This window comes from Enterobacter sp. MG-EB028 (assembly GCF_056673305.1).
Genome location: NZ_CP195079.1, coordinates 4,098,306 through 4,119,374, shown reverse-complemented (window position 1 = coordinate 4,119,374; position 21,069 = coordinate 4,098,306). Strand labels below are relative to the sequence as shown.

Sequence of the window (21,069 nt, the reverse complement as noted above, 5' to 3'; positions counted from 1 at the left end):
AAAAATGTTAATGGTGCTGGGTCTGTTTGTCTTTGAACGACGAACCTTACCGTATCAGACAATGCAGTTTACAAAGGACTACCGCTGGGCGTCCAACGTTCGCATCGGGAAGCCCAAAGCCTGGCAATATCTTGGTGAAGGTGAGACATCCTTTAGCCTCACCGGAGTACTTTACCCGGAGCTCACGGGAGGGCGGCTTTCTCTTAAGGCGGTTGAGCTGATGGCGAATGAAGGACGGGCCTGGCCGTTGATAGATGGTACCGGCATCATTCACGGCATGTTTATCATTGAGAAAGTCACGCATACGCATTCGGATTTCTACAGCGATGGTACCGCGCGAAAAATTGAATTTTCCCTTTCGCTTAAACGCGTGGACGAATCGCTGATGAAGATGTTTGGCGATCTGAGAACGCAGGCTGAAGAGCTGGTGACGAGCGCACGTAATAGCATTGGAGGGCTGGTGGGATGATCGCCGAGATGAATATCCGGGCGGGCGGCAAAATCGCCCCTGATTTTATGCTTAAGCTTGACGATCGTGATATCACACAAAATTTCAGCCACCGCCTTATCAGTTTATCCATGACCGACAAACGTGGGCTGGAAGCCGATCAGCTGGATATTCAACTGGATGATTCCGACGGGCTGCTGGACTTGCCAGCCCGGGGGGCAAGGCTCTCCTTATGGCTGGGATGGGAGGGAACCCCGCTCGAGGAGAAAGGGGACTTTACGATAGATGCGATTGAATTCCGTGGCGCGCCGGACACGCTGACCATCCGGGGATGCAGCGCTGATTTTCGTGGAAAGCTAAACGTGCGGCGCGAACAGTCGTGGCATGACACGACGATTGGCGCGATAGTCGATACCATCGCTCAGCGTAACCAGTTGACCGCCAGCGTCGCGGCGGGGCTTGCATCCATCGCCATCTCTCATATTGACCAGTCTCAGGAGACTGACGCGGCGTTTCTCTCTCGCCTTGCCGAACGTAATGGTGCATTTGTTTCAATCAAAGCCGGGAAGATTATCTTTATGAAAGCGGGCCAGGCCGTGACGGCCAGCGGCACCCCGCTTTCCTTAATGGTGATTGAGCGTGGGGATGGCGATAAGCACCTTTTTTCCGTAGCTGACCGTGAAAATTATTCCGGCGTAACGGCCAAATGGCTGCAAACGCGCGATCCCAAACAACAAAATCCTCAATTGAGTATTTCTCGTCAGCCCGGAGGACAGCCGGCAGAAGCACTGCAGCACCCGGATGCCGCTGCGCCGGGAGCCGGTGGCGCGGAGCAGAAGCCGCAAGAGAGGCTGGTGGGATCGGCGGAGAACGTGTTTGAGCTCACTACGGTATATGCCTCTGAAGAGCAGGCGCTCAGGGCTGCGGAGGCGAAGTGGCGCGCGCTTCAGCGGGGAACCGTGAAGTTTTCCATCCAGCTTGCGCTGGGACGCGCCGATCTGTTCCCTGAAACGCCGGTGCGGGTAAACGGTTTTAAACGCGTCATTGACGAGCAGGCGTGGATCATCAGCGAGGTGGTTCATACCCTGAGCGGGAGTGGATTTACCACGCAGCTGAACCTTGAGCTGAACGTCATCGACGAAAAATTTTCTGTGGATAGTGAGTAATGCAGTTGCTATTGGTTTTAATTTGGGTATTATTGATTCACAAATAGTGAATCAAACGGAGGGTATATGTTTCATTGTCCTAAGTGCAAGCATTCTGCGCATGCGCGTACCAGTCGCTACTTAAGTGAAAACACCAAAGAGCGCTATCATCAGTGCACCAATGTGGACTGCAGCTGTACGTTCGTGACGATGGAATCCGTGGAGCGTCTGATTGCAACTCCTGGCGCCTCTGAACGTGTCCGAATGGCTTCGATGAGCCACGGTTAACGGCGGTACCACCGGCTCATAAAAAACCAATAAAAAAGCCACTCAATCGAGTGGCTTAATTCTATGATTCTACAACTAAAATTTGGTGGCCCCTGCTGGACTTGAACCAGCGACCAAGCGATTATGAGTCGCCTGCTCTAACCACTGAGCTAAGGGGCCGTGGCGGTGAATTATAAAGTAACTCCCCGCAGCAATCCAGCCATTCACTCCTGCTTGCTGTTTTTATAAACAACGCATAATCAATCCTTTATACTTCACTCACGATGTATCGATCGGGAGTAAAGATGATCAACGATATTCTTGCACCAGGCCTGCGGGTCGTGTTTTGCGGTATCAACCCAGGAAAGTCCTCGGCGCACACCGGTTTTCACTTTGCCCATCCGGGAAATCGCTTCTGGAAGGTTATCTACCAGGCCGGGTTTACAGACAGATTACTCAAGCCGGAAGAGGAGCAGCATCTGCTGGATACACGCTGCGGCATTACCATGCTGGTCGAGCGGCCGACGGTACAGGCGAGCGAGGTAAACCTGCATGAGCTGCGCAGCGGCGGGCGAGAGCTGGTGAAGAAGATTGAAGACTACCAGCCGGCCGCGCTGGCGATCCTCGGCAAGCAGGCCTACGAGCAGGCGTTTAGCCAGCGTGGAACGAAGTGGGGCAAGCAGAGCATCATGATTGGCGTTACGCAGGTGTGGGTGCTGCCGAACCCGAGCGGGCTCAACAGGGCGACGCTGGATAAGCTGGTGGAGGCGTATCGGGAACTGGATGAGGCACTGATGGTGCGGGGGCTTTAGCTCCTCTGCGGCCTGATACTCTCACCCTGGCCCTCTCCCACGGGGAGAGGGAATAAACAAAAAAAAGCTCCCGATTGGGAGCTTTTTCACTGTCAGGACAGATTAGTCGTCAAGGAAGCTACGCAGCACTTCAGAGCGGCTTGGATGACGCAGCTTACGCAGCGCCTTCGCTTCGATCTGACGAATACGTTCGCGGGTCACGTCGAACTGTTTACCCACTTCTTCCAGCGTGTGGTCGGTATTCATGTCGATGCCGAAACGCATACGCAGTACTTTTGCTTCACGGGCGGTCAGGCCAGCCAGAACGTCGTGTGTCGCAGCACGCAGGCTCTCGGTGGTGGCAGAGTCCAGCGGCAGCTCGAGGGTAGTATCCTCGATGAAATCACCCAGATGCGAATCTTCATCGTCACCGATTGGCGTTTCCATGGAGATTGGCTCTTTGGCGATCTTCAGCACTTTACGGATCTTGTCTTCTGGCATCAGCATGCGCTCGGCCAGCTCTTCCGGCGTCGGCTCGCGGCCCATCTCCTGCAGCATCTGACGGGAGATACGGTTGAGCTTGTTGATGGTCTCAATCATATGCACCGGAATACGGATGGTGCGCGCCTGGTCTGCGATAGAGCGGGTAATCGCCTGACGGATCCACCATGTCGCGTAAGTGGAGAACTTGTACCCACGACGGTATTCAAACTTATCTACCGCTTTCATCAGACCGATGTTGCCTTCCTGAATCAGATCCAGGAACTGCAGACCGCGGTTGGTGTATTTCTTGGCGATAGAGATAACCAGACGTAAGTTCGCCTCAACCATCTCTTTCTTGGCACGGCGGGCTTTCGCTTCACCGATGGACATGCGACGGTTGATGTCTTTAACCTGCTCGATGGTCAGGCCGGTCTCTTCTTCAATCTGCTGCAGCTTCTGCAGACCACGATAAACATCGTCCTTCACGTCGTGCAGTTTTTCAGACCACGGCTTGTTCATCGCGATAGCCGCGTTGAACCAGGTTTCGCTGGTTTCGTTGCCGGTGAAGAGGGTGATGAAGTTCTTCTTCGGCATTTTGCACTGCTCAACGCACAGCTTCATGATGATGCGTTCCTGGGTACGTACGCGATCCATCATCACGCGCATGCTGTTAACCAGGTAGTCGAACTGTTTTGGCACCAGGCGGAACTGTTTGAATACTTCAGACAGCTTCAGGATCTCTTCCTGAGCGGCGGCATGGCTGCGGCCTTTCGCTTTGATGGTGTCACGCGTCACTTCGTACTGGGTGCGCAGCTCGGCAAACTTCTCACGCGCCAGTTCCGGGTCGATGCTGTTATCATCGTCCGCGCTGTCGTCGTCTTCTTCCTCATCTTCGTCTTCGTCGTCATCCATCTCTTCCTGAGACAGTTCAGAACCGACATGAGTGGCGGTAGGCGCCATATCTTCTTCAGCGTTCGGGTCGACAAAACCGGTGATCAGGTCAGACAGGCGCGCTTCTTCCGCTTCAACGCGATCGTACTGCTCCAGCAGATAGGTGATCGCTTCCGGGTATTCGGCAACAGAACACTGTACCTGGTTGATCCCGTCTTCGATGCGTTTTGCGATGTCAATTTCGCCTTCGCGGGTCAACAGTTCAACGGTACCCATTTCGCGCATGTACATGCGGACCGGGTCAGTGGTACGCCCGATTTCAGATTCCACGCTGGACAGTACCTGTGCAGCAGCTTCTTCCGCATCTTCGTCAGTGTTGTTGGAGGTTTCAGCCAGCAACAGATCATCGGCATCCGGTGCTTCTTCCATCACCTGAATGCCCATGTCATTGATCATTTGGATGATGTCTTCGATCTGGTCTGAATCGACGATATCTTCCGGCAGATGGTCATTGACCTCGGCATAGGTCAGATAGCCTTGCTCCTTACCGCGTTGGACAAGAAGTTTCAGCTGTGACTGCGGGTTTTGCTCCATAAGACGGTATCCACACTTAATTCGTTTGATTGGTGTCGGCGATGGGGCTGCCAACCTTTAAAGCGAGGGCGTACTTATATTTTTGCCGCTGCCTCTCAGTGCGGCTGCCGGGGGCTTCCCGATCGATATTCGGCACTTAAGCCGTTAAATACTGTTGTCTTTGACTTATTTCTTCGCCAGTTCCTGGTTAATCATCCAGAGCTCCCGGCGTTCTTCGCTGCTTAAGCCGTGCGTGCGCTCGCGAGCTATCAACTCTTCCTGGCGCAGCTCAAGCATCGAATCAAACATATGGTTGAGCGAGTCGGTGAACGTTTTTTCTGCAATGTCCTTATCAGCTATATCGTCCCACATCGACAATTTTTCAAGGGTAGCGGCCTCTTTTGTGCCGCGATAATGTTCTAAAAGTTGTCCGGTGGTCAGACCTGGCTGAGACAAACACGTGTTAACCAGTTCTGAAAATAAGCCAAGCCCGGGCAATTTTTCGTGGTTCAAACCCGCCAGCGACGGCACCTGCGGCGCGAGCTCGGGGTTTTGTACCAGCAACCCTATCAGTATACGCATGGTTGTGCGTTTTAGCTGAGGCGCGGGGCGAACCGTGCCGTTTTCAGCCTGTTTAGGCATTAAACGTTCAAGCTGGCTGTCATCCAGAATGCCGAGCTTGTTGCCTAACTCCTGACGCAGATAGATGCGCAGCGTTTCGCCGGGCACCTGGCTGATTAACGGCAGCGCCAGCGTACTGAGCTGCGCGCGCCCGTCAGGGGTACTCAAATCAACCTGCGGCATCAGGCTGTTAAACAAAAACGTGGAGAGCGGCTGAGCCTGCTCCATCCGCGCTTCAAACGCCGCTTTGCCCTCTTTACGCACCAGCGTATCCGGGTCTTCACCGTCGGGCAGGAACATAAAGCGTAGCTGACGCCCGTCGGTCATATACGGCAGCGCGGTTTCCAGCGCTCGCCAGGCGGCGTCGCGTCCAGCGCGGTCACCGTCGTAACAGCAGATGACGTTGTTGGTCACCCTGAACAGCAGTTGAATATGATCGGCGGTGGTGGACGTACCTAGCGACGCAACCGCGTAGTTGATGTCGTACTGCGCCAGCGCAACGACGTCCATATAGCCTTCGACGACCAGAAGACGCTGAGGTTCCGCGTTATCCTGCTGCGCCTCATAAAGACCGTAAAGCTGACGGCCCTTATGGAAAATATCGGTTTCCGGAGAGTTGAGGTATTTCGGCAGGGCATCACCCAGCACGCGACCACCAAAACCAATCACCCGGCCACGCTTGTCGCGGATCGGGAACATCACCCGTTCACGGAAGCGGTCGTAGCTTCGTCCCTGGTCGTTGGTGACCAGCATGCCTGCGTCGATGAGAGATTTACGATCTTCGCTATTGCCGCCAAAACGCTTTAACACGTTGTCCCAGCCGGGCGGGGCGTAACCAATAGCGAAACGCGCAATCACATCGTCGCTCAGTCCGCGCTTGTTCAGATACTGACGCGCAGGCTCAGCCGCAGAGTGCTTAAGAGACTGTTGGTAAAACGAATTCAGGCCATCCATCAGTTGATACAGCGTTTGCCGTTGATGGCGCTCGATCTGACTTGGCCCACTGCCTGCTTCATACGGCACTTCAAGGTTATGCATCGCCGCCAGCTCTTCGACGGTTTCAACGAACTCGAGCTTGTCGTAGTTCATCAAAAAATCGACGGCATTACCGTGTGCGCCACAGCCGAAGCAATGGTAAAACTGCTTTTCACCGTTTACGGTGAAGGAGGGGGTTTTTTCGTTATGGAACGGACAGCACGCATGGTAGTTCTTGCCCTGCTTTTTCAGCTTTACCCGCGCGTCGATGAGATCGACGATGTCGGTTCTGGCGAGCAGGTCATTGATGAAAACGCGTGGGATTCTTCCGGCCATATGCCCCAAAAATTTAAGCGACTTATAAACGAAAACAAGCCGCGCATTCCTTCCGGAAGCACGGCCTTACGACTACTACTCTGTCTGTCAATTGAGGGTGTTGACCCTCAAGAGATTAGTACAGACGAGTACGGCGTGCGTTTTCGCGAGCCAGTTTCTTCGCGTGACGTTTCACAGCGGAAGCTTTAGCGCGCTTACGTTCGGTCGTTGGTTTTTCATAAAACTCACGACGACGAACTTCAGCCAGAACACCTGCTTTCTCGCATGAACGTTTGAAGCGACGCAGTGCTACGTCGAACGGCTCGTTTTCACGTACTTTAATTACCGGCATGTAACTCTCACCTTTAATAAATTCGGTTTGCCGCTGGCATCAACGCCAGCTTATTTCAAAATGGTGCGGAATTTTACTGCAAATGCTGCTGCTTTGTAAAGCACCGATGCGATTTTGAAAGGGACTTTAATAAGGGTGAGGAGTATACACGAGCCTTCCTCCTGGGGCGAACAAAGTTTTACATCAACCCGCCCAGGCTCTACACTGCGCGGTATTGAAACGAGGTAAAACAAGTCATGCGTGTACTGGGTATTGAAACATCCTGCGATGAAACCGGCATCGCCATTTACGACGACGAAAAAGGGCTTCTGGCCAACCAGCTGTATAGTCAGGTGAAATTGCACGCTGACTACGGCGGCGTCGTGCCGGAACTGGCCTCTCGTGACCACGTGCGTAAAACGGTTCCCCTGATTCAGGCGGCGCTGAAAGAGGCCGGATTAAGCTCAACCGATATTGACGCCGTGGCCTATACCGCGGGGCCGGGCCTGGTCGGCGCGCTGCTGGTTGGCGCGACGGTTGGCCGGTCGCTGGCCTTCGCGTGGGATGTTCCGGCCATTCCGGTTCACCATATGGAAGGGCACCTTCTGGCACCTATGCTGGAAGAAAATCCGCCTGAATTCCCGTTTGTGGCGCTGCTGGTCTCGGGTGGGCATACCCAACTGATTAGCGTAACGGGCATTGGCAAGTACGAGCTGCTGGGCGAGTCGATCGACGATGCCGCCGGTGAAGCCTTCGACAAAACCGCCAAGCTGCTGGGTCTCGATTACCCGGGCGGCCCGATGCTCTCGAAAATGGCGTCACAGGGAACGGAAGGGCGCTTTGTCTTCCCGCGTCCGATGACTGACCGTCCGGGGCTGGATTTCAGCTTCTCCGGGCTGAAAACCTTCGCGGCGAATACCATCCGCAACAACGACGACAGCGAGCAGACCCGCGCCGATATCGCCCGCGCGTTTGAAGATGCGGTGGTGGACACGCTGATGATCAAGTGCAAGCGCGCGCTGGATCAGACCGGCTTTAAGCGTCTGGTGATGGCGGGCGGCGTCAGCGCTAACCGCACGCTGCGCGCGAAGCTCGCCGAGATGATGCAAAAGCGCCGCGGGGAAGTGTTCTACGCGCGTCCGGAATTCTGTACCGATAACGGCGCGATGATCGCTTACGCCGGAATGGTGCGCCTGAATGCGGGTGCAACGTCCGACCTGAGCGTGTCCGTGCGTCCGCGCTGGCCGCTGGCGGAACTGCCGGAGGCGTAATCCCCCTGACCCTCTCCCCACAGGGGAGAGGGAAATTTACAACTACATCCGCAGCATCCCTTTCTCTTCCAGAAACGCAATAATCGTCGCTAAACCGTCTCCCGCTTTAAGATTGGTAAACGTCCAGGGACGCTCGCCGCGCATGCGGTTAGTATCGCGCTCCATCACCTCCAGCGACGCCCCCACGTACGGCGCGAGGTCGGTTTTGTTTATCACCAAAAAGTCGGATTTGGTGATCCCCGGTCCGCCCTTGCGCGGAATTTTTTCCCCTTCGGCAACGTCGATCACATAGATGGTCAGATCCGCCAGCTCCGGGCTGAAGGTGGCGCTCAGGTTATCGCCGCCGCTTTCAACGAAGATCAGATCCAGATTGCCGAACTTCTCGCTCAACGCTTCCACCGCCGCCAGGTTCATTGAGGCATCTTCGCGGATGGCAGTATGCGGACAGCCGCCCGTCTCCACGCCCACGATGCGCTCCGGCTCCAGCGCGCCCGCCTCGGTGAGGATGCGCTGATCCTCTTTGGTGTAGATATCGTTGGTCACCACCGCCAGGTGATACGTGTTGCGCATTGCCTTGCAGAGCGCTTCCAGCAGCGCGGTTTTTCCCGACCCTACCGGGCCACCCACGCCCACGCGCAGGGGATGTTTGTAATCAGCCATGTTGACTCCTCAGGAACGGAATAGTCGTGAATATTGGGTTTCGTGGCGCGCGGAGGCGATGGCGGAGAGCGGCGTTGCTGCCCCCAGCGCGTCGTCGCGACGTAAAAATGCCTGTTCAAAACCAGCGGCGTAGTGGTCGCTCAGCTCGATAATCAGCTGCTGCGCGGCCTGTTGCCCAAACGGCACCAGCTTGACGCCCGCCATCACCGCGCTCTCTATCCAGCTGTAGCCGAGGCTCAGCGCCAGCTCATGCGCGCCAATGCCCCAGCGAACGCCAAGCCACGCCATGCCGCAGAGCTGGCTCTGCGCAAACAGCGACAGCCACTCTGCCGGGCAGTCCGGCTCCCAGCTTTTAACCAGACGGGTAAAGGCCGCCCCGCGGTTGCGCTCCTCTTCGCGCAGCTCGCGCGTTTCCCGGCAGGCGAGCAGGTATGCCGTCCAGCGTTTTGCACTTGTAAGATCGCTACGCTCACAGGCCTGATAAAGACGGATAAACAGCGGCAGATCGACGCAGAAAAAGCTCTGCTCCATCTGCTGAATTTGCCAGCGTTTAAAGGCCCCGGCGTCGGTTACCCAGCCCGCCTCAACGGCCCACTCCAGCCCCTGTGACCAGGTAAACGACCCGACCGGCAGGCTGCTGCTGGAGAGCTGCATCAGGCGCAGCCTCTGGCGGGCGTGCTCCATCAGCTCATCAGCGCCAGCAGGGCGGAGACGATCAGCCCGCCGCCGAAGGTTTTACGCAGGCCGTCGTGACGGCGAAGCAGCAGCCCTGCGGCGAAACTGGCGCACAGCATCGTGGCACTGGCGAACATAAAGCCGCTGGTGAAGAGCCAGAAGTTGTGGCCGGACATCTCCACGCCGTGCGCCCAGCCGTGGAACATCGCCAGGGCAGGCACCGCCAGCAGCAGACGGTTTTCAGTTTTAAACATCATCACGCCGGATACCGCCAGCGAGGCGATAATCAGCATCTCCATGCCGCTGAAGCCGCCGAGCAGGTTGCCCGCAATGGCGCCAACGAGCATCATGCCGAGGGTGGCAAACGGCAGCAGGAGCTTGCGGCCGCTCAGCGCCGAGAGTACGCCGGCGCCTGCCAGCATCAGCAGGTGATCGAGCCCGGTTAGCGGGTGGAGAAAGCCGGCCTGAAAGCTGTCGGCACCGTGGCCGGGATGGGCGAGCGCCGGTACGGAAACGGCCAGCAGAAACAGCGGTAAATACTTGCGCATTAGGAGTCCTTAATGTGAATGAGCGTGAGAATGGCTGTGGCTGTGGGCATCGCTGGCGTACGCGCCCGCTTCCGGTTCAAATGGCAGGCTGGCGTAGGTTACGTCCAGCCCGAACTGGCGCAGCATGTTGTCGAGAACGTGGTCGTGGTGATAGCGAAGCTCGCCGGGCATGACCTGCAGCGGCACGTGGCGGTTGCCCAGGTGGTAGCAGGCGCGGGCCAGCAGGAACGGGTCGGCGCAGCGCACCACGGAGACGGACTCAGCCGCTGCGATCACTTCGATCACCTCACTGCCGTCGTCGGTGGTCAGCAGGTCGCCCCCGCGCAGCAGCAGGCCGCGCGGCAGCATCAGCCCGGCTTCGCGCCCGTCGTTCAGCGATACGCGTGCACGGCTTTTCACCCGCACGTCAATCGGCAGCGTGACGCTGGCGGTGATCGGGTGCGCATGGTCCAGACGTTGGGTTAAATAGATCATCATTACTCCTCAAAACAGGAAATAGCGTTGCGCCATCGGCAGAACGTCGGCCGGTTCGCTGGTTATCAGTTCGCCGTCGACGCGCACCTCATAGGTTTGTGAGTCGACGGTGATGTTCGGCTGTAAACCGTTGTGGATCATGTCCGCCTTTTTCACCGTCCGGCAGCCTTTCACCACCGCGGTGGCGCTCTGCAGGTTGAGCTGCTGCGGGATGCCGTTCGCACTGGCGGCCTGCGAGATAAACGTCAGCCGTGTGGCGTGGCGCGCGGCGCCCAGCGATCCAAACATCGGACGGTAATGCACCGGCTGCGGCGTAGGGATCGAGGCGTTGATATCACCCATTGGCGCACAGGCTATCATCCCGCCCTTGACGATGGTGGCGGGCTTGACGCCGAAGAACGCCGGGGACCAGACCACCAGATCCGCAAGCTTGCCCGCCTCAATCGAACCGACTTCGTGGGCGATGCCGTGGGTGAGCGCCGGGTTAATGGTGTACTTGGCGACATAGCGCTTCACGCGGAAGTTATCGTTCTCGCCCGTCTCTTCCGGCAGCGCGCCGCGCTGGACCTTCATGCGGTGTGCCACCTGCCAGGTGCGGATAATGACTTCCCCGACGCGGCCCATGGCCTGTGAATCTGATGAGGTGAGCGAGAACGCGCCGATGTCGTGCAGCACGTCTTCCGCGGCGATGGTTTCCCGGCGAATGCGCGATTCGGCAAACGCCACGTCCTCGGCGATATCCGGATCGAGGTGATGGCAGACCATCAGCATGTCGAGATGCTCGTCGATGGTGTTCACCGTGTAGGGCAGGGTCGGGTTGGTGGAAGAGGGCAGAATATTCGGGTGCGCGCAGGCGGTGATAATATCCGGCGCGTGGCCGCCGCCCGCGCCTTCGGTGTGGAAGGTGTGGATGGTGCGCCCGGCGATAGCTGCCAGCGTGTCTTCGACAAACCCGGACTCGTTCAGCGTGTCGCTGTGCAGCGCCACCTGAATATCCATTTCTTCCGCGACTTCCAGCGAGCAGTTGATCGCCGCAGGCGTCGCGCCCCAGTCTTCGTGGATCTTCAGCCCGATGGCGCCCGCGGCGATCTGCTCGCGCAGGGCATCCGGGTTGGAGCCGTTACCTTTGCCGAGCAGGCCGATATTCACCGGCAGCGTATCGGCAGCCTGCAGCATGCGGGCGATATACCATGGCCCCGGCGTGCAGGTGGTGGCGTTGGTGCCCGCCGCCGGTCCGGTGCCGCCGCCGATCATGGTGGTGACGCCGGAGACCAGCGCCTCTTCCGCCTGCTGCGGGCAGATCCAGTGGATGTGGGTGTCGATCCCGCCGGCGGTGACGAGCTTCCCCTCGGCGGCAATCACTTCCGTTGCCGCGCCAATCGGGATCGTCACGCCAGGCTGAATGTCAGGGTTCCCGGCTTTACCGACGGCAAAGATCCTTCCGTTCTTCACGCCGATATCGGCCTTCACGATCCCCCAGTGATCGACGATCAGCGCATTAGTGAGAACCAGATCCACGCAGCCGTCCGCGGTCATCTGTCCCTGGCCCATGCCGTCGCGGATCACCTTCCCGCCGCCGAATTTGACCTCTTCGCCGTAGATCGTGAGATCGTCCTCCACTTCTATCCACAGCTCGCTGTCTGCAAGCCGGACCTTATCGCCGGTGGTGGGGCCGAACATATCGGCATAGGCCTGGCGTGAAATGTCAGCCATGTTTCACCTCGCCCATCACCTCGCCGCGAAAGCCAAAAATGCGCTGCGCGCCCGTCACCTGAACCAGCGTCACTTCCCGCTTCTGGCCGGGTTCGAAGCGCACGGCAGTACCCGCCGGGATGTTCAGCCGATAGCCTTTGGTGGTTTCCCGGTCAAACTTCAGCGCCGGGTTGACCTCGTAAAAGTGGTAGTGCGAGCCGACCTGGATCGGCCTGTCGCCGTGGTTTTCGACAATCACGCTTTGGGTTTCTCGCCCGACGTTGATCGTAATAGTGCCGGGCTGGATCTGGTATTCACCTGGGATCATCACGCGCTCCTTAGACGATCGGGTTGTGGACGGTGACGAGCTTGGAACCGTCCGGGAAGGTGGCTTCCACCTGAATATCCGGGATCATTTCCGGGACGCCCTCCATCACCTGATCGCGCCTCAGGACGTGGCGGCCCGCCTCCATCAGCGAGGCGACGGTTTCGCCATCGCGGGCGCCTTCCATAATGAAGGCGCTGATCAGCGCGACCGATTCCGGGTAGTTGAGCTTTACCCCGCGCGCGAGGCGGCGTTCGGCAACCAACGCGGCGGTGAACAGCAACAGCTTGTCTTTTTCTCTGGGAGTCAGTTCCATAACGTTTCTCTTATGTCTGCCAGATGCGCGGCGAACAGGCGGTTTTGGTTGTGAGAAGCGGGCGAAGCGACTGCCAGATGTCGCGCATCACCCGCTGGCAAATCAGGTTGTCGTGGGAGAGAAAACGCACCGACAGCAGGTCATCGGTAAGCGTTGCCCCGGCATAATTTTCCAGCGGGGCGAGCAGCGCGCGCACCGTGTCGAGATGTTCTTCCCGGGCCGGATAGAACAGCAGCGTGCCGATCCACGGATGCCCGCCGACGGGCGTGAGATCGCCGTTGCTAAGATGCTGGCGCTCAATCAGGCGCGGCCCGTCGTCGACCCAGATTTCAAGGCGGCTCTCCATCGTGCCGTGGCTGAAGGTCTCACCGATAACCGGGCGACCCAGACAGTACAGCTCCCACGCCAGCAGCGTGCTGGAGGCCTTCAGATGAAAAACGGAGCGCAGCGCGGCGTTCGCGCCGGGGAAGATAATGGTGTCCTGCGGCAGCCACTCCAGCGTGGCGTCGTTATCAAGGTAAAAGTGCTGGCTCAGACGCGCCTGCGGGCCGCGGCTGCGGTAGAACTTGCTGGCGCCGGGCATGGTGATAAGCGCGTGGCTTTTGGCATCGAGCCGAACGGAAATGTCCAGCGTATCGCCCCCCACGACGCCGCCGGGCGGGTGCAGCAGGTAAAGGTGGCACGTTTCCCCTTCAGGGTAAAACGGCCGCTGAACCGTAAGCGGCCCGACGTGGTGAGCGGAGTGCAGGAGGGTTTTCTCAGGGGCGTGACAAAACTGCAGGGCAAGCGACGCCTGCCAGCCTTTATACGTATTATCAGTGACCTGAGCTGCTAACATGCTGCATCCATCTGCTCACCATCGGGGTCGTTTCAGTATGCCCTGGCGGAAATGAAGGCTGTCATATGAGTCGCTTATGGATAGAGGAAATAAAAAAGCACGGCCCGGGGCCGTGCTCAGCGTGAAGCATGACGATCCTATTTCAGGTGTTCATGCAATGCTGCACCTGCCTGCTCAAGGGCGACTTTAACCGTCGGCTCCTGGCTCAGCGGGTTAAGCAGGCCGTAGTCGTGGATCATGCCGTTATAGCGCGTGACGGTCACCGGGACGCCAGCTGCATCCAGTTTACGCCCGAATGCTTCACCTTCATCCCGCAGAACGTCCAGCTCAGCTGTCTGAATCAGCGTTTCCGGGAAGCCTTTCAACTGTGCACTCGTGGCGCGAAGCGGAGAGGCAAGGATATTGTTGCGATCGGCAGCGCTGGTGGTGTAGTTATCCCAGAACCATTTCATCATGTTTTTTGACAGGAAATAGCCATTTTCGAACTGGTTATACGAGGCAGTATCAAAGTTCGCATCGGTAACCGGCCAGAGCATGACGTTGTAGCGAATCTTTGGCCCATTGAACTGTTTGGCCTGCAGCGCCACGGAAGCCACCATGTTGCCGCCCACGCTGTTACCCACCAGACCCAGACGGCTACCGTCCACGCCGATTTCCTGGCCGTGCTCGGCTACCCATTTTGTCGCCTCATAGGCCTGATTGATTGCTACCGGGAAATGGGCTTCAGGTGACGGGGTGTAATCGACGTAAACCGCAGCGGCGCCTGATGCGCGAACCAGATCGCGGATCAAGCGTTCGTGGGTTGGGTAATCACCCAGCACCCAACCGCCACCGTGGAAGAACATAAAGACGGGGAGCGCGCCGCTGGCGTTTTCAGGTTTCACTATTTTCAGTTTTATGGCCTGGCCATTTACCTGGATCGTTTTCTCAGAAACCTGAGCGGGCGGCAGTTTGGCACCTTGTTGTGCGCCGATCAGTACCTGGCGGGCCTCCTGCGGGGTCATCTGTTCCATCGGTTTCCCTTTGCCAGAGTTCAGGACATTAAGAAACGCCTGTACGCCTGCGGTCGGGGCCGGAGTATTGATGGTTTGGGCGGATGCCGCTGCTGACGCGAAGACGGAAGAAACGAGAATGGCGGTTAATGTTTTCATGGTGGTACCTCTTTTAACGTATTTGATTGGATATGTAAGTAGTGCGCTATTTAGTTGTTGGTGTAATACTTGCGCACAAGATACTTTTGGTCAAATATTATTTATAATTTTTTTTAGACAACAGATTCAGGTTGATAGAAAAATGAAAGAAAACAAAACATTAGATGATTTGCTGTGTTTCTCGCTGTATTCGGTTACCAATGCCTTCGTGCGCCAGTATCGCCCCCTGCTGCAGGAGATGGATCTGACCTATCCGCAATTTGTTGTTTTGATGGCGCTTTATGAGAAAGACAACATCCCGCTTCGCGATCTCAGCGATAAGACCTATTTTGATTCAGGCACATTGACCCCGCTGGTTCAGAAGCTTGAGGCAAAAGGATTCCTCAACCGTATCGCGGTTGTGGGGGATGAAAGGATGAAAAGTGTCGTACTGACCGATAAGGCGAAAGAACTGAAAAAACGGGTGATGGCGCTGCCGGACCAGATTCGCTGCAGCATGCGGATGAGTGATGATGAGCTTGAAATGCTAAAAAAACTCTCCCGGACGCTGCTCGACGATTTGTAAAAACCCTTCGGTGGGGGTGAACCCACCGAAGCGATGTGTCGTTACCGGTAGTCCTCCGCATCCACGTCATAGCCGGACGGCTCCCAGCGGATCGCCAGCAGCGACGCCAGGCCGATAAACGGCGCCAGCGCAATCACCCAGAACACGGCAGTGTCGAGAGACGCAACCAGCAGCGGGAACAGGAACAGCGACAGCGTGGAGCTGCTGCGCATCAGCGTCTGGTTGAGGCCTACGCCCACGCCGCGCAGCGAGGTCGGGTAGCTCAGCGAGGCGAACGTCATGGTATGCGCGCCCGGGCCAAATCCCTGACCGAACAGGAACAGCGCCAGCATCGCGACGGCAAGCACCCCTTCAGAAGCGCCTTCAGGGCGGCCAATCAGCGCCAGGCCAAGCAATGCGACAAGCTGGCAGGCATAACCCGCCAGCGACATCCGCCAGGCGCCGAAGCGCGGCACGTAGCGTACCGCCAGCAGTCCGCCGACGAAGGCAAACAGCAGGTTAAGCACCAGTGAAATGAGAATGGTGGTGAGCATCGACTGCACAAAGAAGCTTGAAATAATCACCGGCAGGCCAAACGCCACGGCGTTATAGGCAAACGACGAGACGACGGAAAGCAGCGTGGCGAGCGTCGTGCGGCGTAAGTATATGCCGCGGAACAGGTTCAGATAGTTTGACCATTTCGCTTTATTCACCACAGGTGCAGGCTGGCTGAGCGCATCCTGCGGCACGTGGGCATTGATGTTATACGACTGGCGTAAAATCGACGCCGCCTCCTTCAGGTTGCCCTGATTCGCCGCCCAGACCGGAGATTCGCTCATATAGCGGCTGCGAATGGCGATAATCACCAGCGCGGGCACCGCGCCAAAGCCGAGAATCAAACGCCACAGCCAGTCGCTGTGGCTCTCCGGCAGCGCGGCGTAGAAGAACAGCACCAGCAGGTAGGAGACGCTGATGGCGGCATACCAGGTGGGGCACCACATCGCGACGCTGGAGGCCTTATTTCCCGGGCCTTTCAGCCTGGCGAACTCACTTAGGAACGCCATCGCCACGGGAAGATCGATCCCCACGCCGAGCCCCATCACGAAGCGGGCGCCCGCGAGCACATATTCGTTCGGGGCCAGCGCGCAGGCGATGGCTGCCACTACGAAGAACACCATATCAGCCATAAAAACGCGGTAGCGCCCGATTTTATCCGTGAGGTAACCGCCGAGCAGCGCCCCGACGATAGCGCCAAAGGTAATGGCCGAAGCCACCATACCGGTACCGGCGGGCGTCAGGTTAAACTCGCGGGTGATGTCTTTAATGCCGAACGCCAGCGCGCCCAGATCGTAGGCGTCGAGGAAAATCCCGCCCAGCGCGATACCCACCACAATACGGGCGTTGGCCCGGCCCTGTGAGCCGTCATTAACGAGACGGGATACATCCGATGCACTGCGCACCCACTGAATGTCGCCGTCAGAGGGGATCCCTGCCGTTGAAAGGGGAGTTGAATCTGTGATTTCTGCCATTTTTCTTTTTGTGTGGTTGTGTTGTGTCTCTAACAGTTACCACAGGCAGAAGGTGACCAAAATCACATTTGGTTATAAGGCATAACGAACGCTTTATTTAGCGTCTTTCTTCTTGCGCTTGAGCTTAGTCCAGATCTTGGTTTCCTGACGACGCCACAGGCGCTGAATATTGTCGTGATGGCGCAGCAGGATCAGGCAGGAGAGCATTGACACCGGGAAGGTGAACTGGGGTTTGAACCACCAGACATAGAACGGAGCGATCAGCGCGCTGACGATAGCGCCCAGCGACGAGTAGCCGCTCAGAAGAATGGTGAGCAGCCACGTCCCGGCCATTACGCCGGTGAGATCCCAGCCGATAGGTGCAATCGCACCGAAGGCCGTCGCAACGCCTTTTCCGCCTTTAAAACCAAAGAAAACGGGCCAGATATGGCCGACGCAGGCGGCGATGGCGATAAGACCGAGCCAGAACGGCGTAACGCCCAGCGCATAGGCGCCCCAGACGGGTAGCATCCCTTTCAGAACATCAAAAATCAAAACCGCTACGGCTGCTCCCTTGCCGCCAATTCGAAGCACGTTGGTCGCTCCCGGATTCCCGGAACCACTTTCACGCGGGTCAGGTAACCCGGCAATGCGGCAGACCAGAATGGCGCTGGAGATTGAGCCGCAAAGATAGGCGAGGAGGATCATTCCAGGCGCGATTGCACTCATAACGCTGTTCCGTTTTGAAAATGTATCTGTATTCTCAGCATCTGTGGATAATACGCATAATTCGCCGGAAGTGGTATCCGGTTTAGCCAAAAAGCAGGCAGGTCGTGATGGATATTGTATTTATAGAGCAACTTTCGGTAATCACCACAATTGGTGTTTACGACTGGGAACAGACCGTCGAGCAGAAACTGGTGTTCGATATCGAAATGGGATGGGATAACCGCAAATCGGCAAAAAGCGATGACGTGAATGACTGTCTGAGCTATGCCGACATCAGCGAAGCGGTCATCGGCCACGTGGAAGGACAACGTTTTGCGCTGGTGGAACGCGTGGCGGAGGAAGTGGCGGAACTGCTGCTGACCAAATTCAACTCACCGTGGGTACGCATCAAGCTGAGCAAGCCGGGTGCGGTCGCGCGCGCGGCCAATGTGGGCGTGATTATCGAGCGTGGCACAAATCTGAAAGGAAAGATTTAACGTCATAATTGCTAAACCATTTTAGGTTATATCGGTCTTAAGGCTGTATCTTTCACGGTTGTCCGCGTGGACACCGTTTTTTATATCTTTTTTTAGGGGTTTATAGATGAGCGATATGCACTCGCTGCTGGTGGCGGCAATTCTGGGTGTGGTCGAAGGATTGACGGAGTTTTTGCCGGTTTCCAGTACGGGCCATATGATTATCGTTGGCCATCTGCTGGGCTTTGAAGGCGATACCGCAAAGACGTTTGAGGTGGTGATTCAGCTGGGCTCGATTCTGGCGGTGGTGGTGATGTTCTGGCGCCGTCTGTTTGGCCTGATCGGCATTCATTTTGGCCGGCTGCCGCAGCGCGAAGGCGAGGGCAAAGGCCGCCTGACGCTGATTCATATCCTGCTCGGGATGGTCCCGGCGGTGGTGCTGGGGCTGGTATTCCACGACACCATTAAATCGCTGTTTAACCCGATTAACGTCATGTACGCGCTGGTGGTGGGTGGCTTCCTGCTGATTGCCGCGGAAGTGCTGAAGCCAAAAACCCCGCGTGCGGAAGGTCTGGACGATATGACCTATCGCCAGGCGTTTATGATTGGCTGCTTCCAGTGTCTGGCGCTGTGGCCGGGCTTCTCCCGTTCAGGTGCGACCATTTCAGGCGGGATGCTGATGGGCGTAAGCCGTTACGCGGCTTCCGAGTTTTCGTTCCTGCTGGCGGTGCCAATGATGATGGGCGCCACCGTGCTTGATGTCTATAAAAGCTATCACTTCCTGACGGCTGGCGACATTCCGATGTTCGCCGTCGGCTTCATCACCGCGTTTATCGTGGCGCTGATTGCCATCAAAACCTTCCTGCAGCTGATTAAGCGTATCTCGTTCATTCCGTTCGCGATCTACCGCTTTATCGTCGCTGCTGCGGTGTACGTGGTCTTCTTCTGATGACGGGTTGCCCTCACTCTTTCGGCTGAGGGCAACGTTTTTCCTTCCACGCCGCTACTGCATCAATCCGGCGTTTCGTCAGCTCCTCGCGAATCTCCGGGCCTTTAAACCCTGCCTCAACCACATCTTTCGTTGGCACCGCTTTTGCGACTTCCCATGCTTCGCGCAGCAAACGTCCCTGCGGGTAATCGGACGCTTCAAACCCGGTACGGCCGCGAACGTCGGCTTCACTGGTCAGCGCAATCTGCTCGACGCGCTGCGGCTTGCGCCAGGCGTCGATATTATCGAACAGCTTCACGATGGTGGCGGGCTTCAGGATCGGGAAGGTGTGGATCAGGTCATGGAACTCGGCCACCAGTTTCGCCAGGTCACGGATCTCGTTCGGCACGCGCAGGCGCAGGCATAGTCCCTCGACCAGCTTCACTCCTGCCGGGCCGTGCCCGTGGTGGCGTGGCCAGAACTCTTTCGGCGTTAAGCCTTTGCCGAGATCGTGGCACAGGGTGGAAAAGCGCACGTCCACGTCAGGGCTGAGCATGGCTGCCATGCTCAGGGTCATCAGCGTGTGCACGCCGGTATCAATTTCCGGGTGCCATTTCGCCGGCGCGGGGACGCCAAACAGCGCGTCGATTTCCGGGAACAGTACCTTCAGCGCGCCGCAGTCGCGCAGGACCTGGAAAAAGACCTGCGGGTTGCGGGTGGTGAGGGCATTTTCCGTCTCTTTCCAGACGCGCTCCGGCGTCAGGTGTTCCAGTTCTCCCGCCTCGGTCATGGCCGTCATCAACGCCATCGTCTCATCGGCAATACGGAAGCTCAGATGGGCGTAACGCGCGGCAAAACGCGCCACGCGCAGAACGCGGAGCGGATCTTCAGAAAATGCCGGGGAGACGTGACGCAAAAGACGGTCGCGCAGGTCATCCTGCCCGCCGTAGGCGTCAATGATATGGCCGTCTTCGTCCTGGGCCAGGGCGTTAATGGTGAGATCGCGGCGAAGCAAATCCTGCTCGAGCGTCACATCCGGCGCGGCGTAGCAGGTGAAGCCCGTATAGCCGGAACCGGATTTCCGCTCGGTACGCGCCAGGGCGTACTCTTCCCGGCTTTTCGGGTGCAGAAACACGGGAAAATCGCGGCCTACCTGCTGGTAGCCCGCGTCGAGCATCTCTTCCGGGGTGGCACCCACCACCACCCAATCTTTATCTTTGACCGGCAGACCTAACAACGCATCACGTACCGCACCACCGACCAGATAACTCTTCACGCCCAACACTCCCGTTTTCTCTTTTCGCAAGATAATACGTAAGTCTGGCAGAGAAGACGAATTAGTTCATCCAGCGGTCTTTACGCTTGCGGCTTGGGATCAGATGCGGCAGGACCAGGCCCAGCACCAGGCCTACGCCCAGTACGCCGCCGCCATACATAAACCACTGCATGATAATGGTGCGCTGTTTGTCATCAAGCTGCAGGTTCGCGGCGTTCACTTTTTTCTGCGCGACGATCAGCTCGTTTTTGAGCTTTTGATTCTCTTCTTTAAGACCGTTGATCACGCCGTCGCTCTGCGCCACTTTCTGCTGCATTTCGGCGGTGCGTTGGTTCCAGGTCCCGTCGATGTTGTTCAGCTTGTCGGTCAGCGTCTTCACCTGGTTTTCCAGGTCCGGCACGCGGGTGCGCAGGCTTGGCACGGTGCTCAGCTCTTTCATCGGGATCCAGGAGGTACGGCCGGAACTGTCGCGAACCTGACCGTAATTGGTCTCCGCGTTGGTCTGTAACAGGGTGACTTCCTCGCCGGCATTCACCGTACCCACGAGGCGATAATTATCTCCGGGGCCACTGCGTACCCAGGTGTTCAGTTCGTCAGAAACGTAACGCTTCTCTTCAGCGTGCACTGCGGTTGCGGCGCTAAAAGCGAGTAAAGTAAGTCCAATCAGGCGTAATTTAAGCATCATTAGTCGTTATTTTCATAAATAGTGGAACGATAGTAGTGGCAACAGTGTCTCTACGCAAAGCATTCGTCAGCAATCAGAATCATCTGTGTCACGACTCTACACATTTACGCCCGACAAATTGCTCATTGCATGGCAATTTGGCGCAAAATACTAT

The 21,069-nt window shown here is 57.2% G+C and carries 24 protein-coding genes and 1 tRNA gene; 8 read left to right on the top strand and 17 right to left on the bottom strand.

The window, feature by feature from the left end; all coding sequences use genetic code 11:
* The first annotated feature begins 4 nt into the window (after window positions 1-4).
* The 3 genes from ACR42C_RS19465 (at window position 5) to ACR42C_RS19455 (ending at window position 1,881) form a co-directional block, all read left to right on the top strand.
* Window positions 5-469 (top strand): phage tail protein, encoded by a 465-nt coding sequence (locus tag ACR42C_RS19465; protein WP_479984468.1) that lies wholly within the window; start codon window positions 5-7, stop codon window positions 467-469.
* Window positions 466-1,614 (top strand): phage late control D family protein, encoded by a 1,149-nt coding sequence (locus ACR42C_RS19460; RefSeq protein ID WP_320719919.1) that lies wholly within the window; start codon window positions 466-468, stop codon window positions 1,612-1,614. Before ACR42C_RS19465 ends, ACR42C_RS19460 begins: the two co-directional genes overlap by 4 nt.
* Window positions 1,615-1,680: 66 nt before the next feature.
* Window positions 1,681-1,881, top strand: coding sequence for an ogr/Delta-like zinc finger family protein (locus tag ACR42C_RS19455; RefSeq protein WP_316379906.1), 201 nt, complete (start codon window positions 1,681-1,683; stop codon window positions 1,879-1,881).
* 83 nt (window positions 1,882-1,964) lie between these two features.
* On the opposite strand, the gene ACR42C_RS19450 is transcribed toward ACR42C_RS19455, so the two are convergent.
* Window positions 1,965-2,040, bottom strand: a tRNA-Ile gene (locus ACR42C_RS19450).
* 125 nt (window positions 2,041-2,165) lie between these two features.
* Between ACR42C_RS19450 and mug the strand changes: the two genes are divergently transcribed.
* On the top strand, window positions 2,166-2,672 hold the full coding sequence (mug, locus tag ACR42C_RS19445) for a G/U mismatch-specific DNA glycosylase (RefSeq protein WP_116342131.1): 507 nt from the start codon (window positions 2,166-2,168) through the stop codon (window positions 2,670-2,672).
* Window positions 2,673-2,774: 102 nt separating this feature from the next.
* On the opposite strand, the gene rpoD is transcribed toward mug, so the two are convergent.
* The 3 genes from rpoD to rpsU form a co-directional block, all read right to left on the bottom strand.
* Entirely contained in the window at window positions 2,775-4,619 is a 1,845-nt protein-coding gene (rpoD, locus tag ACR42C_RS19440) for an RNA polymerase sigma factor RpoD (RefSeq protein WP_028014473.1), read from the bottom strand.
* Window positions 4,620-4,784: 165 nt separating this feature from the next.
* A complete protein-coding gene (dnaG, locus tag ACR42C_RS19435; RefSeq protein WP_192982747.1) occupies window positions 4,785-6,530 on the bottom strand; it encodes a DNA primase in 1,746 nt (581 codons plus the stop codon).
* A 115-nt stretch (window positions 6,531-6,645) separates the two neighbouring features.
* Window positions 6,646-6,861 (bottom strand): 30S ribosomal protein S21, encoded by a 216-nt coding sequence (gene rpsU, locus ACR42C_RS19430; RefSeq protein WP_001144069.1) that lies wholly within the window; start codon window positions 6,859-6,861, stop codon window positions 6,646-6,648.
* 236 nt (window positions 6,862-7,097) lie between these two features.
* Between rpsU and tsaD the strand changes: the two genes are divergently transcribed.
* Window positions 7,098-8,111 (top strand): tRNA (adenosine(37)-N6)-threonylcarbamoyltransferase complex transferase subunit TsaD, encoded by a 1,014-nt coding sequence (gene tsaD, locus ACR42C_RS19425; protein ID WP_024906472.1) that lies wholly within the window; start codon window positions 7,098-7,100, stop codon window positions 8,109-8,111.
* Window positions 8,112-8,153: 42 nt separating this feature from the next.
* Here the strand turns inward: tsaD and ureG are convergent, their stop codons facing one another.
* The 9 genes from ureG to ACR42C_RS19380 form a co-directional block, all read right to left on the bottom strand.
* Complete coding sequence (gene ureG / locus ACR42C_RS19420) at window positions 8,154-8,771, bottom strand: urease accessory protein UreG (protein ID WP_166712386.1); 618 nt, start codon at window positions 8,769-8,771, stop codon at window positions 8,154-8,156.
* Window positions 8,772-8,780: 9 nt separating this feature from the next.
* A complete protein-coding gene (locus ACR42C_RS19415; protein WP_116342129.1) occupies window positions 8,781-9,455 on the bottom strand; it encodes an urease accessory protein UreF in 675 nt (224 codons plus the stop codon).
* The gene (locus tag ACR42C_RS19410) at window positions 9,455-9,994 is read right to left on the bottom strand and encodes a HupE/UreJ family protein (RefSeq protein ID WP_166712384.1); all 540 of its coding nucleotides are present in this window, start codon (window positions 9,992-9,994) and stop codon (window positions 9,455-9,457) included. The genes ACR42C_RS19415 and ACR42C_RS19410 overlap by 1 nt, the downstream gene beginning before the upstream one ends.
* 9 nt (window positions 9,995-10,003) lie before the next feature.
* On the bottom strand, window positions 10,004-10,468 hold the full coding sequence (ureE, locus tag ACR42C_RS19405) for an urease accessory protein UreE (protein WP_116342125.1): 465 nt from the start codon (window positions 10,466-10,468) through the stop codon (window positions 10,004-10,006).
* Window positions 10,469-10,477: 9 nt separating this feature from the next.
* Window positions 10,478-12,181 carry an urease subunit alpha gene (ureC, locus tag ACR42C_RS19400; protein WP_479984467.1) on the bottom strand — a complete coding sequence of 568 codons (1,704 nt, stop codon included), beginning with the start codon at window positions 12,179-12,181 and terminating at the stop codon, window positions 10,478-10,480.
* Complete coding sequence (locus ACR42C_RS19395) at window positions 12,174-12,488, bottom strand: urease subunit beta (RefSeq protein WP_163329709.1); 315 nt, start codon at window positions 12,486-12,488, stop codon at window positions 12,174-12,176. Before ACR42C_RS19395 ends, ureC begins: the two co-directional genes overlap by 8 nt.
* A 10-nt stretch (window positions 12,489-12,498) precedes the next feature.
* A complete protein-coding gene (locus tag ACR42C_RS19390; RefSeq protein WP_006811999.1) occupies window positions 12,499-12,801 on the bottom strand; it encodes an urease subunit gamma in 303 nt (100 codons plus the stop codon).
* A 10-nt stretch (window positions 12,802-12,811) separates the two neighbouring features.
* Window positions 12,812-13,639, bottom strand: a complete 828-nt coding sequence (locus tag ACR42C_RS19385) for an urease accessory protein UreD (protein ID WP_166712378.1) — start codon at window positions 13,637-13,639, stop codon at window positions 12,812-12,814.
* A gap of 137 nt (window positions 13,640-13,776) precedes the next feature.
* Window positions 13,777-14,790: an alpha/beta hydrolase gene (locus tag ACR42C_RS19380; RefSeq protein ID WP_166712376.1), complete on the bottom strand. Its 1,014-nt coding sequence runs from the start codon at window positions 14,788-14,790 to the stop codon at window positions 13,777-13,779.
* Between the two features lie 142 nt (window positions 14,791-14,932).
* Here ACR42C_RS19380 and ACR42C_RS19375 point away from each other — a divergent pair, with 142 nt between their 5' ends.
* Window positions 14,933-15,355 carry a MarR family winged helix-turn-helix transcriptional regulator gene (locus ACR42C_RS19375; RefSeq protein WP_163329706.1) on the top strand — a complete coding sequence of 141 codons (423 nt, stop codon included), beginning with the start codon at window positions 14,933-14,935 and terminating at the stop codon, window positions 15,353-15,355.
* Between the two features lie 41 nt (window positions 15,356-15,396).
* Here the strand turns inward: ACR42C_RS19375 and ACR42C_RS19370 are convergent, their stop codons facing one another.
* Both ACR42C_RS19370 and plsY read right to left on the bottom strand, forming a co-directional pair.
* Window positions 15,397-16,863 (bottom strand): MFS transporter, encoded by a 1,467-nt coding sequence (locus ACR42C_RS19370; protein WP_166712372.1) that lies wholly within the window; start codon window positions 16,861-16,863, stop codon window positions 15,397-15,399.
* A gap of 93 nt (window positions 16,864-16,956) precedes the next feature.
* A complete protein-coding gene (plsY, locus tag ACR42C_RS19365; RefSeq protein ID WP_061097029.1) occupies window positions 16,957-17,571 on the bottom strand; it encodes a glycerol-3-phosphate 1-O-acyltransferase PlsY in 615 nt (204 codons plus the stop codon).
* Window positions 17,572-17,678: 107 nt separating this feature from the next.
* Here plsY and folB point away from each other — a divergent pair, with 107 nt between their 5' ends.
* Complete coding sequence (gene folB / locus ACR42C_RS19360; protein ID WP_479984466.1) at window positions 17,679-18,047, top strand: bifunctional dihydroneopterin aldolase/7,8-dihydroneopterin epimerase; 369 nt, start codon at window positions 17,679-17,681, stop codon at window positions 18,045-18,047.
* Window positions 18,048-18,153: 106 nt separating this feature from the next.
* Complete coding sequence (gene bacA / locus ACR42C_RS19355) at window positions 18,154-18,975, top strand: undecaprenyl-diphosphate phosphatase (protein WP_163329704.1); 822 nt, start codon at window positions 18,154-18,156, stop codon at window positions 18,973-18,975.
* Window positions 18,976-18,988: 13 nt separating this feature from the next.
* Here bacA and ACR42C_RS19350 read toward each other — a convergent pair whose 3' ends face one another.
* Both ACR42C_RS19350 and ACR42C_RS19345 read right to left on the bottom strand, forming a co-directional pair.
* Window positions 18,989-20,230 (bottom strand): multifunctional CCA addition/repair protein, encoded by a 1,242-nt coding sequence (locus tag ACR42C_RS19350; protein ID WP_479984465.1) that lies wholly within the window; start codon window positions 20,228-20,230, stop codon window positions 18,989-18,991.
* A 61-nt stretch (window positions 20,231-20,291) separates the two neighbouring features.
* Entirely contained in the window at window positions 20,292-20,912 is a 621-nt protein-coding gene (locus ACR42C_RS19345; protein WP_028014457.1) for a TIGR04211 family SH3 domain-containing protein, read from the bottom strand.
* Between the last annotated feature and the right edge of the window lie 157 nt (window positions 20,913-21,069).

What these genes read in the sequence shown, in the direction of transcription:
- tsaD (WP_024906472.1), top strand. Translation starts at nt 7,098, where the DNA reads ATGCGTGTACTGGGTATTGAAACATCCTGCGATGAAACCGGCATCGCC.
- bacA (WP_163329704.1), top strand. Translation starts at nt 18,154, where the DNA reads ATGAGCGATATGCACTCGCTGCTGGTGGCGGCAATTCTGGGTGTGGTC.
- ACR42C_RS19465 (WP_479984468.1), top strand. Translation starts at nt 5, where the DNA reads ATGTTAATGGTGCTGGGTCTGTTTGTCTTTGAACGACGAACCTTACCG.
- mug (WP_116342131.1), top strand. Translation starts at nt 2,166, where the DNA reads ATGATCAACGATATTCTTGCACCAGGCCTGCGGGTCGTGTTTTGCGGT.
- ACR42C_RS19385 (WP_166712378.1), bottom strand. Translation starts at nt 13,639, where the DNA reads ATGTTAGCAGCTCAGGTCACTGATAATACGTATAAAGGCTGGCAGGCG.
- ACR42C_RS19395 (WP_163329709.1), bottom strand. Translation starts at nt 12,488, where the DNA reads ATGATCCCAGGTGAATACCAGATCCAGCCCGGCACTATTACGATCAAC.
- ACR42C_RS19380 (WP_166712376.1), bottom strand. Translation starts at nt 14,790, where the DNA reads ATGAAAACATTAACCGCCATTCTCGTTTCTTCCGTCTTCGCGTCAGCA.
- dnaG (WP_192982747.1), bottom strand. Translation starts at nt 6,530, where the DNA reads ATGGCCGGAAGAATCCCACGCGTTTTCATCAATGACCTGCTCGCCAGA.
- plsY (WP_061097029.1), bottom strand. Translation starts at nt 17,571, where the DNA reads ATGAGTGCAATCGCGCCTGGAATGATCCTCCTCGCCTATCTTTGCGGC.
- ureG (WP_166712386.1), bottom strand. Translation starts at nt 8,771, where the DNA reads ATGGCTGATTACAAACATCCCCTGCGCGTGGGCGTGGGTGGCCCGGTA.
- ACR42C_RS19375 (WP_163329706.1), top strand. Translation starts at nt 14,933, where the DNA reads ATGAAAGAAAACAAAACATTAGATGATTTGCTGTGTTTCTCGCTGTAT.
- ACR42C_RS19345 (WP_028014457.1), bottom strand. Translation starts at nt 20,912, where the DNA reads ATGCTTAAATTACGCCTGATTGGACTTACTTTACTCGCTTTTAGCGCC.
- ACR42C_RS19460 (WP_320719919.1), top strand. Translation starts at nt 466, where the DNA reads ATGATCGCCGAGATGAATATCCGGGCGGGCGGCAAAATCGCCCCTGAT.
- ACR42C_RS19410 (WP_166712384.1), bottom strand. Translation starts at nt 9,994, where the DNA reads ATGCGCAAGTATTTACCGCTGTTTCTGCTGGCCGTTTCCGTACCGGCG.
- ACR42C_RS19415 (WP_116342129.1), bottom strand. Translation starts at nt 9,455, where the DNA reads ATGGAGCACGCCCGCCAGAGGCTGCGCCTGATGCAGCTCTCCAGCAGC.
- ACR42C_RS19390 (WP_006811999.1), bottom strand. Translation starts at nt 12,801, where the DNA reads ATGGAACTGACTCCCAGAGAAAAAGACAAGCTGTTGCTGTTCACCGCC.
- ureE (WP_116342125.1), bottom strand. Translation starts at nt 10,468, where the DNA reads ATGATCTATTTAACCCAACGTCTGGACCATGCGCACCCGATCACCGCC.
- ACR42C_RS19455 (WP_316379906.1), top strand. Translation starts at nt 1,681, where the DNA reads ATGTTTCATTGTCCTAAGTGCAAGCATTCTGCGCATGCGCGTACCAGT.
- ACR42C_RS19370 (WP_166712372.1), bottom strand. Translation starts at nt 16,863, where the DNA reads ATGGCAGAAATCACAGATTCAACTCCCCTTTCAACGGCAGGGATCCCC.
- ureC (WP_479984467.1), bottom strand. Translation starts at nt 12,181, where the DNA reads ATGGCTGACATTTCACGCCAGGCCTATGCCGATATGTTCGGCCCCACC.
- rpoD (WP_028014473.1), bottom strand. Translation starts at nt 4,619, where the DNA reads ATGGAGCAAAACCCGCAGTCACAGCTGAAACTTCTTGTCCAACGCGGT.
- folB (WP_479984466.1), top strand. Translation starts at nt 17,679, where the DNA reads ATGGATATTGTATTTATAGAGCAACTTTCGGTAATCACCACAATTGGT.
- rpsU (WP_001144069.1), bottom strand. Translation starts at nt 6,861, where the DNA reads ATGCCGGTAATTAAAGTACGTGAAAACGAGCCGTTCGACGTAGCACTG.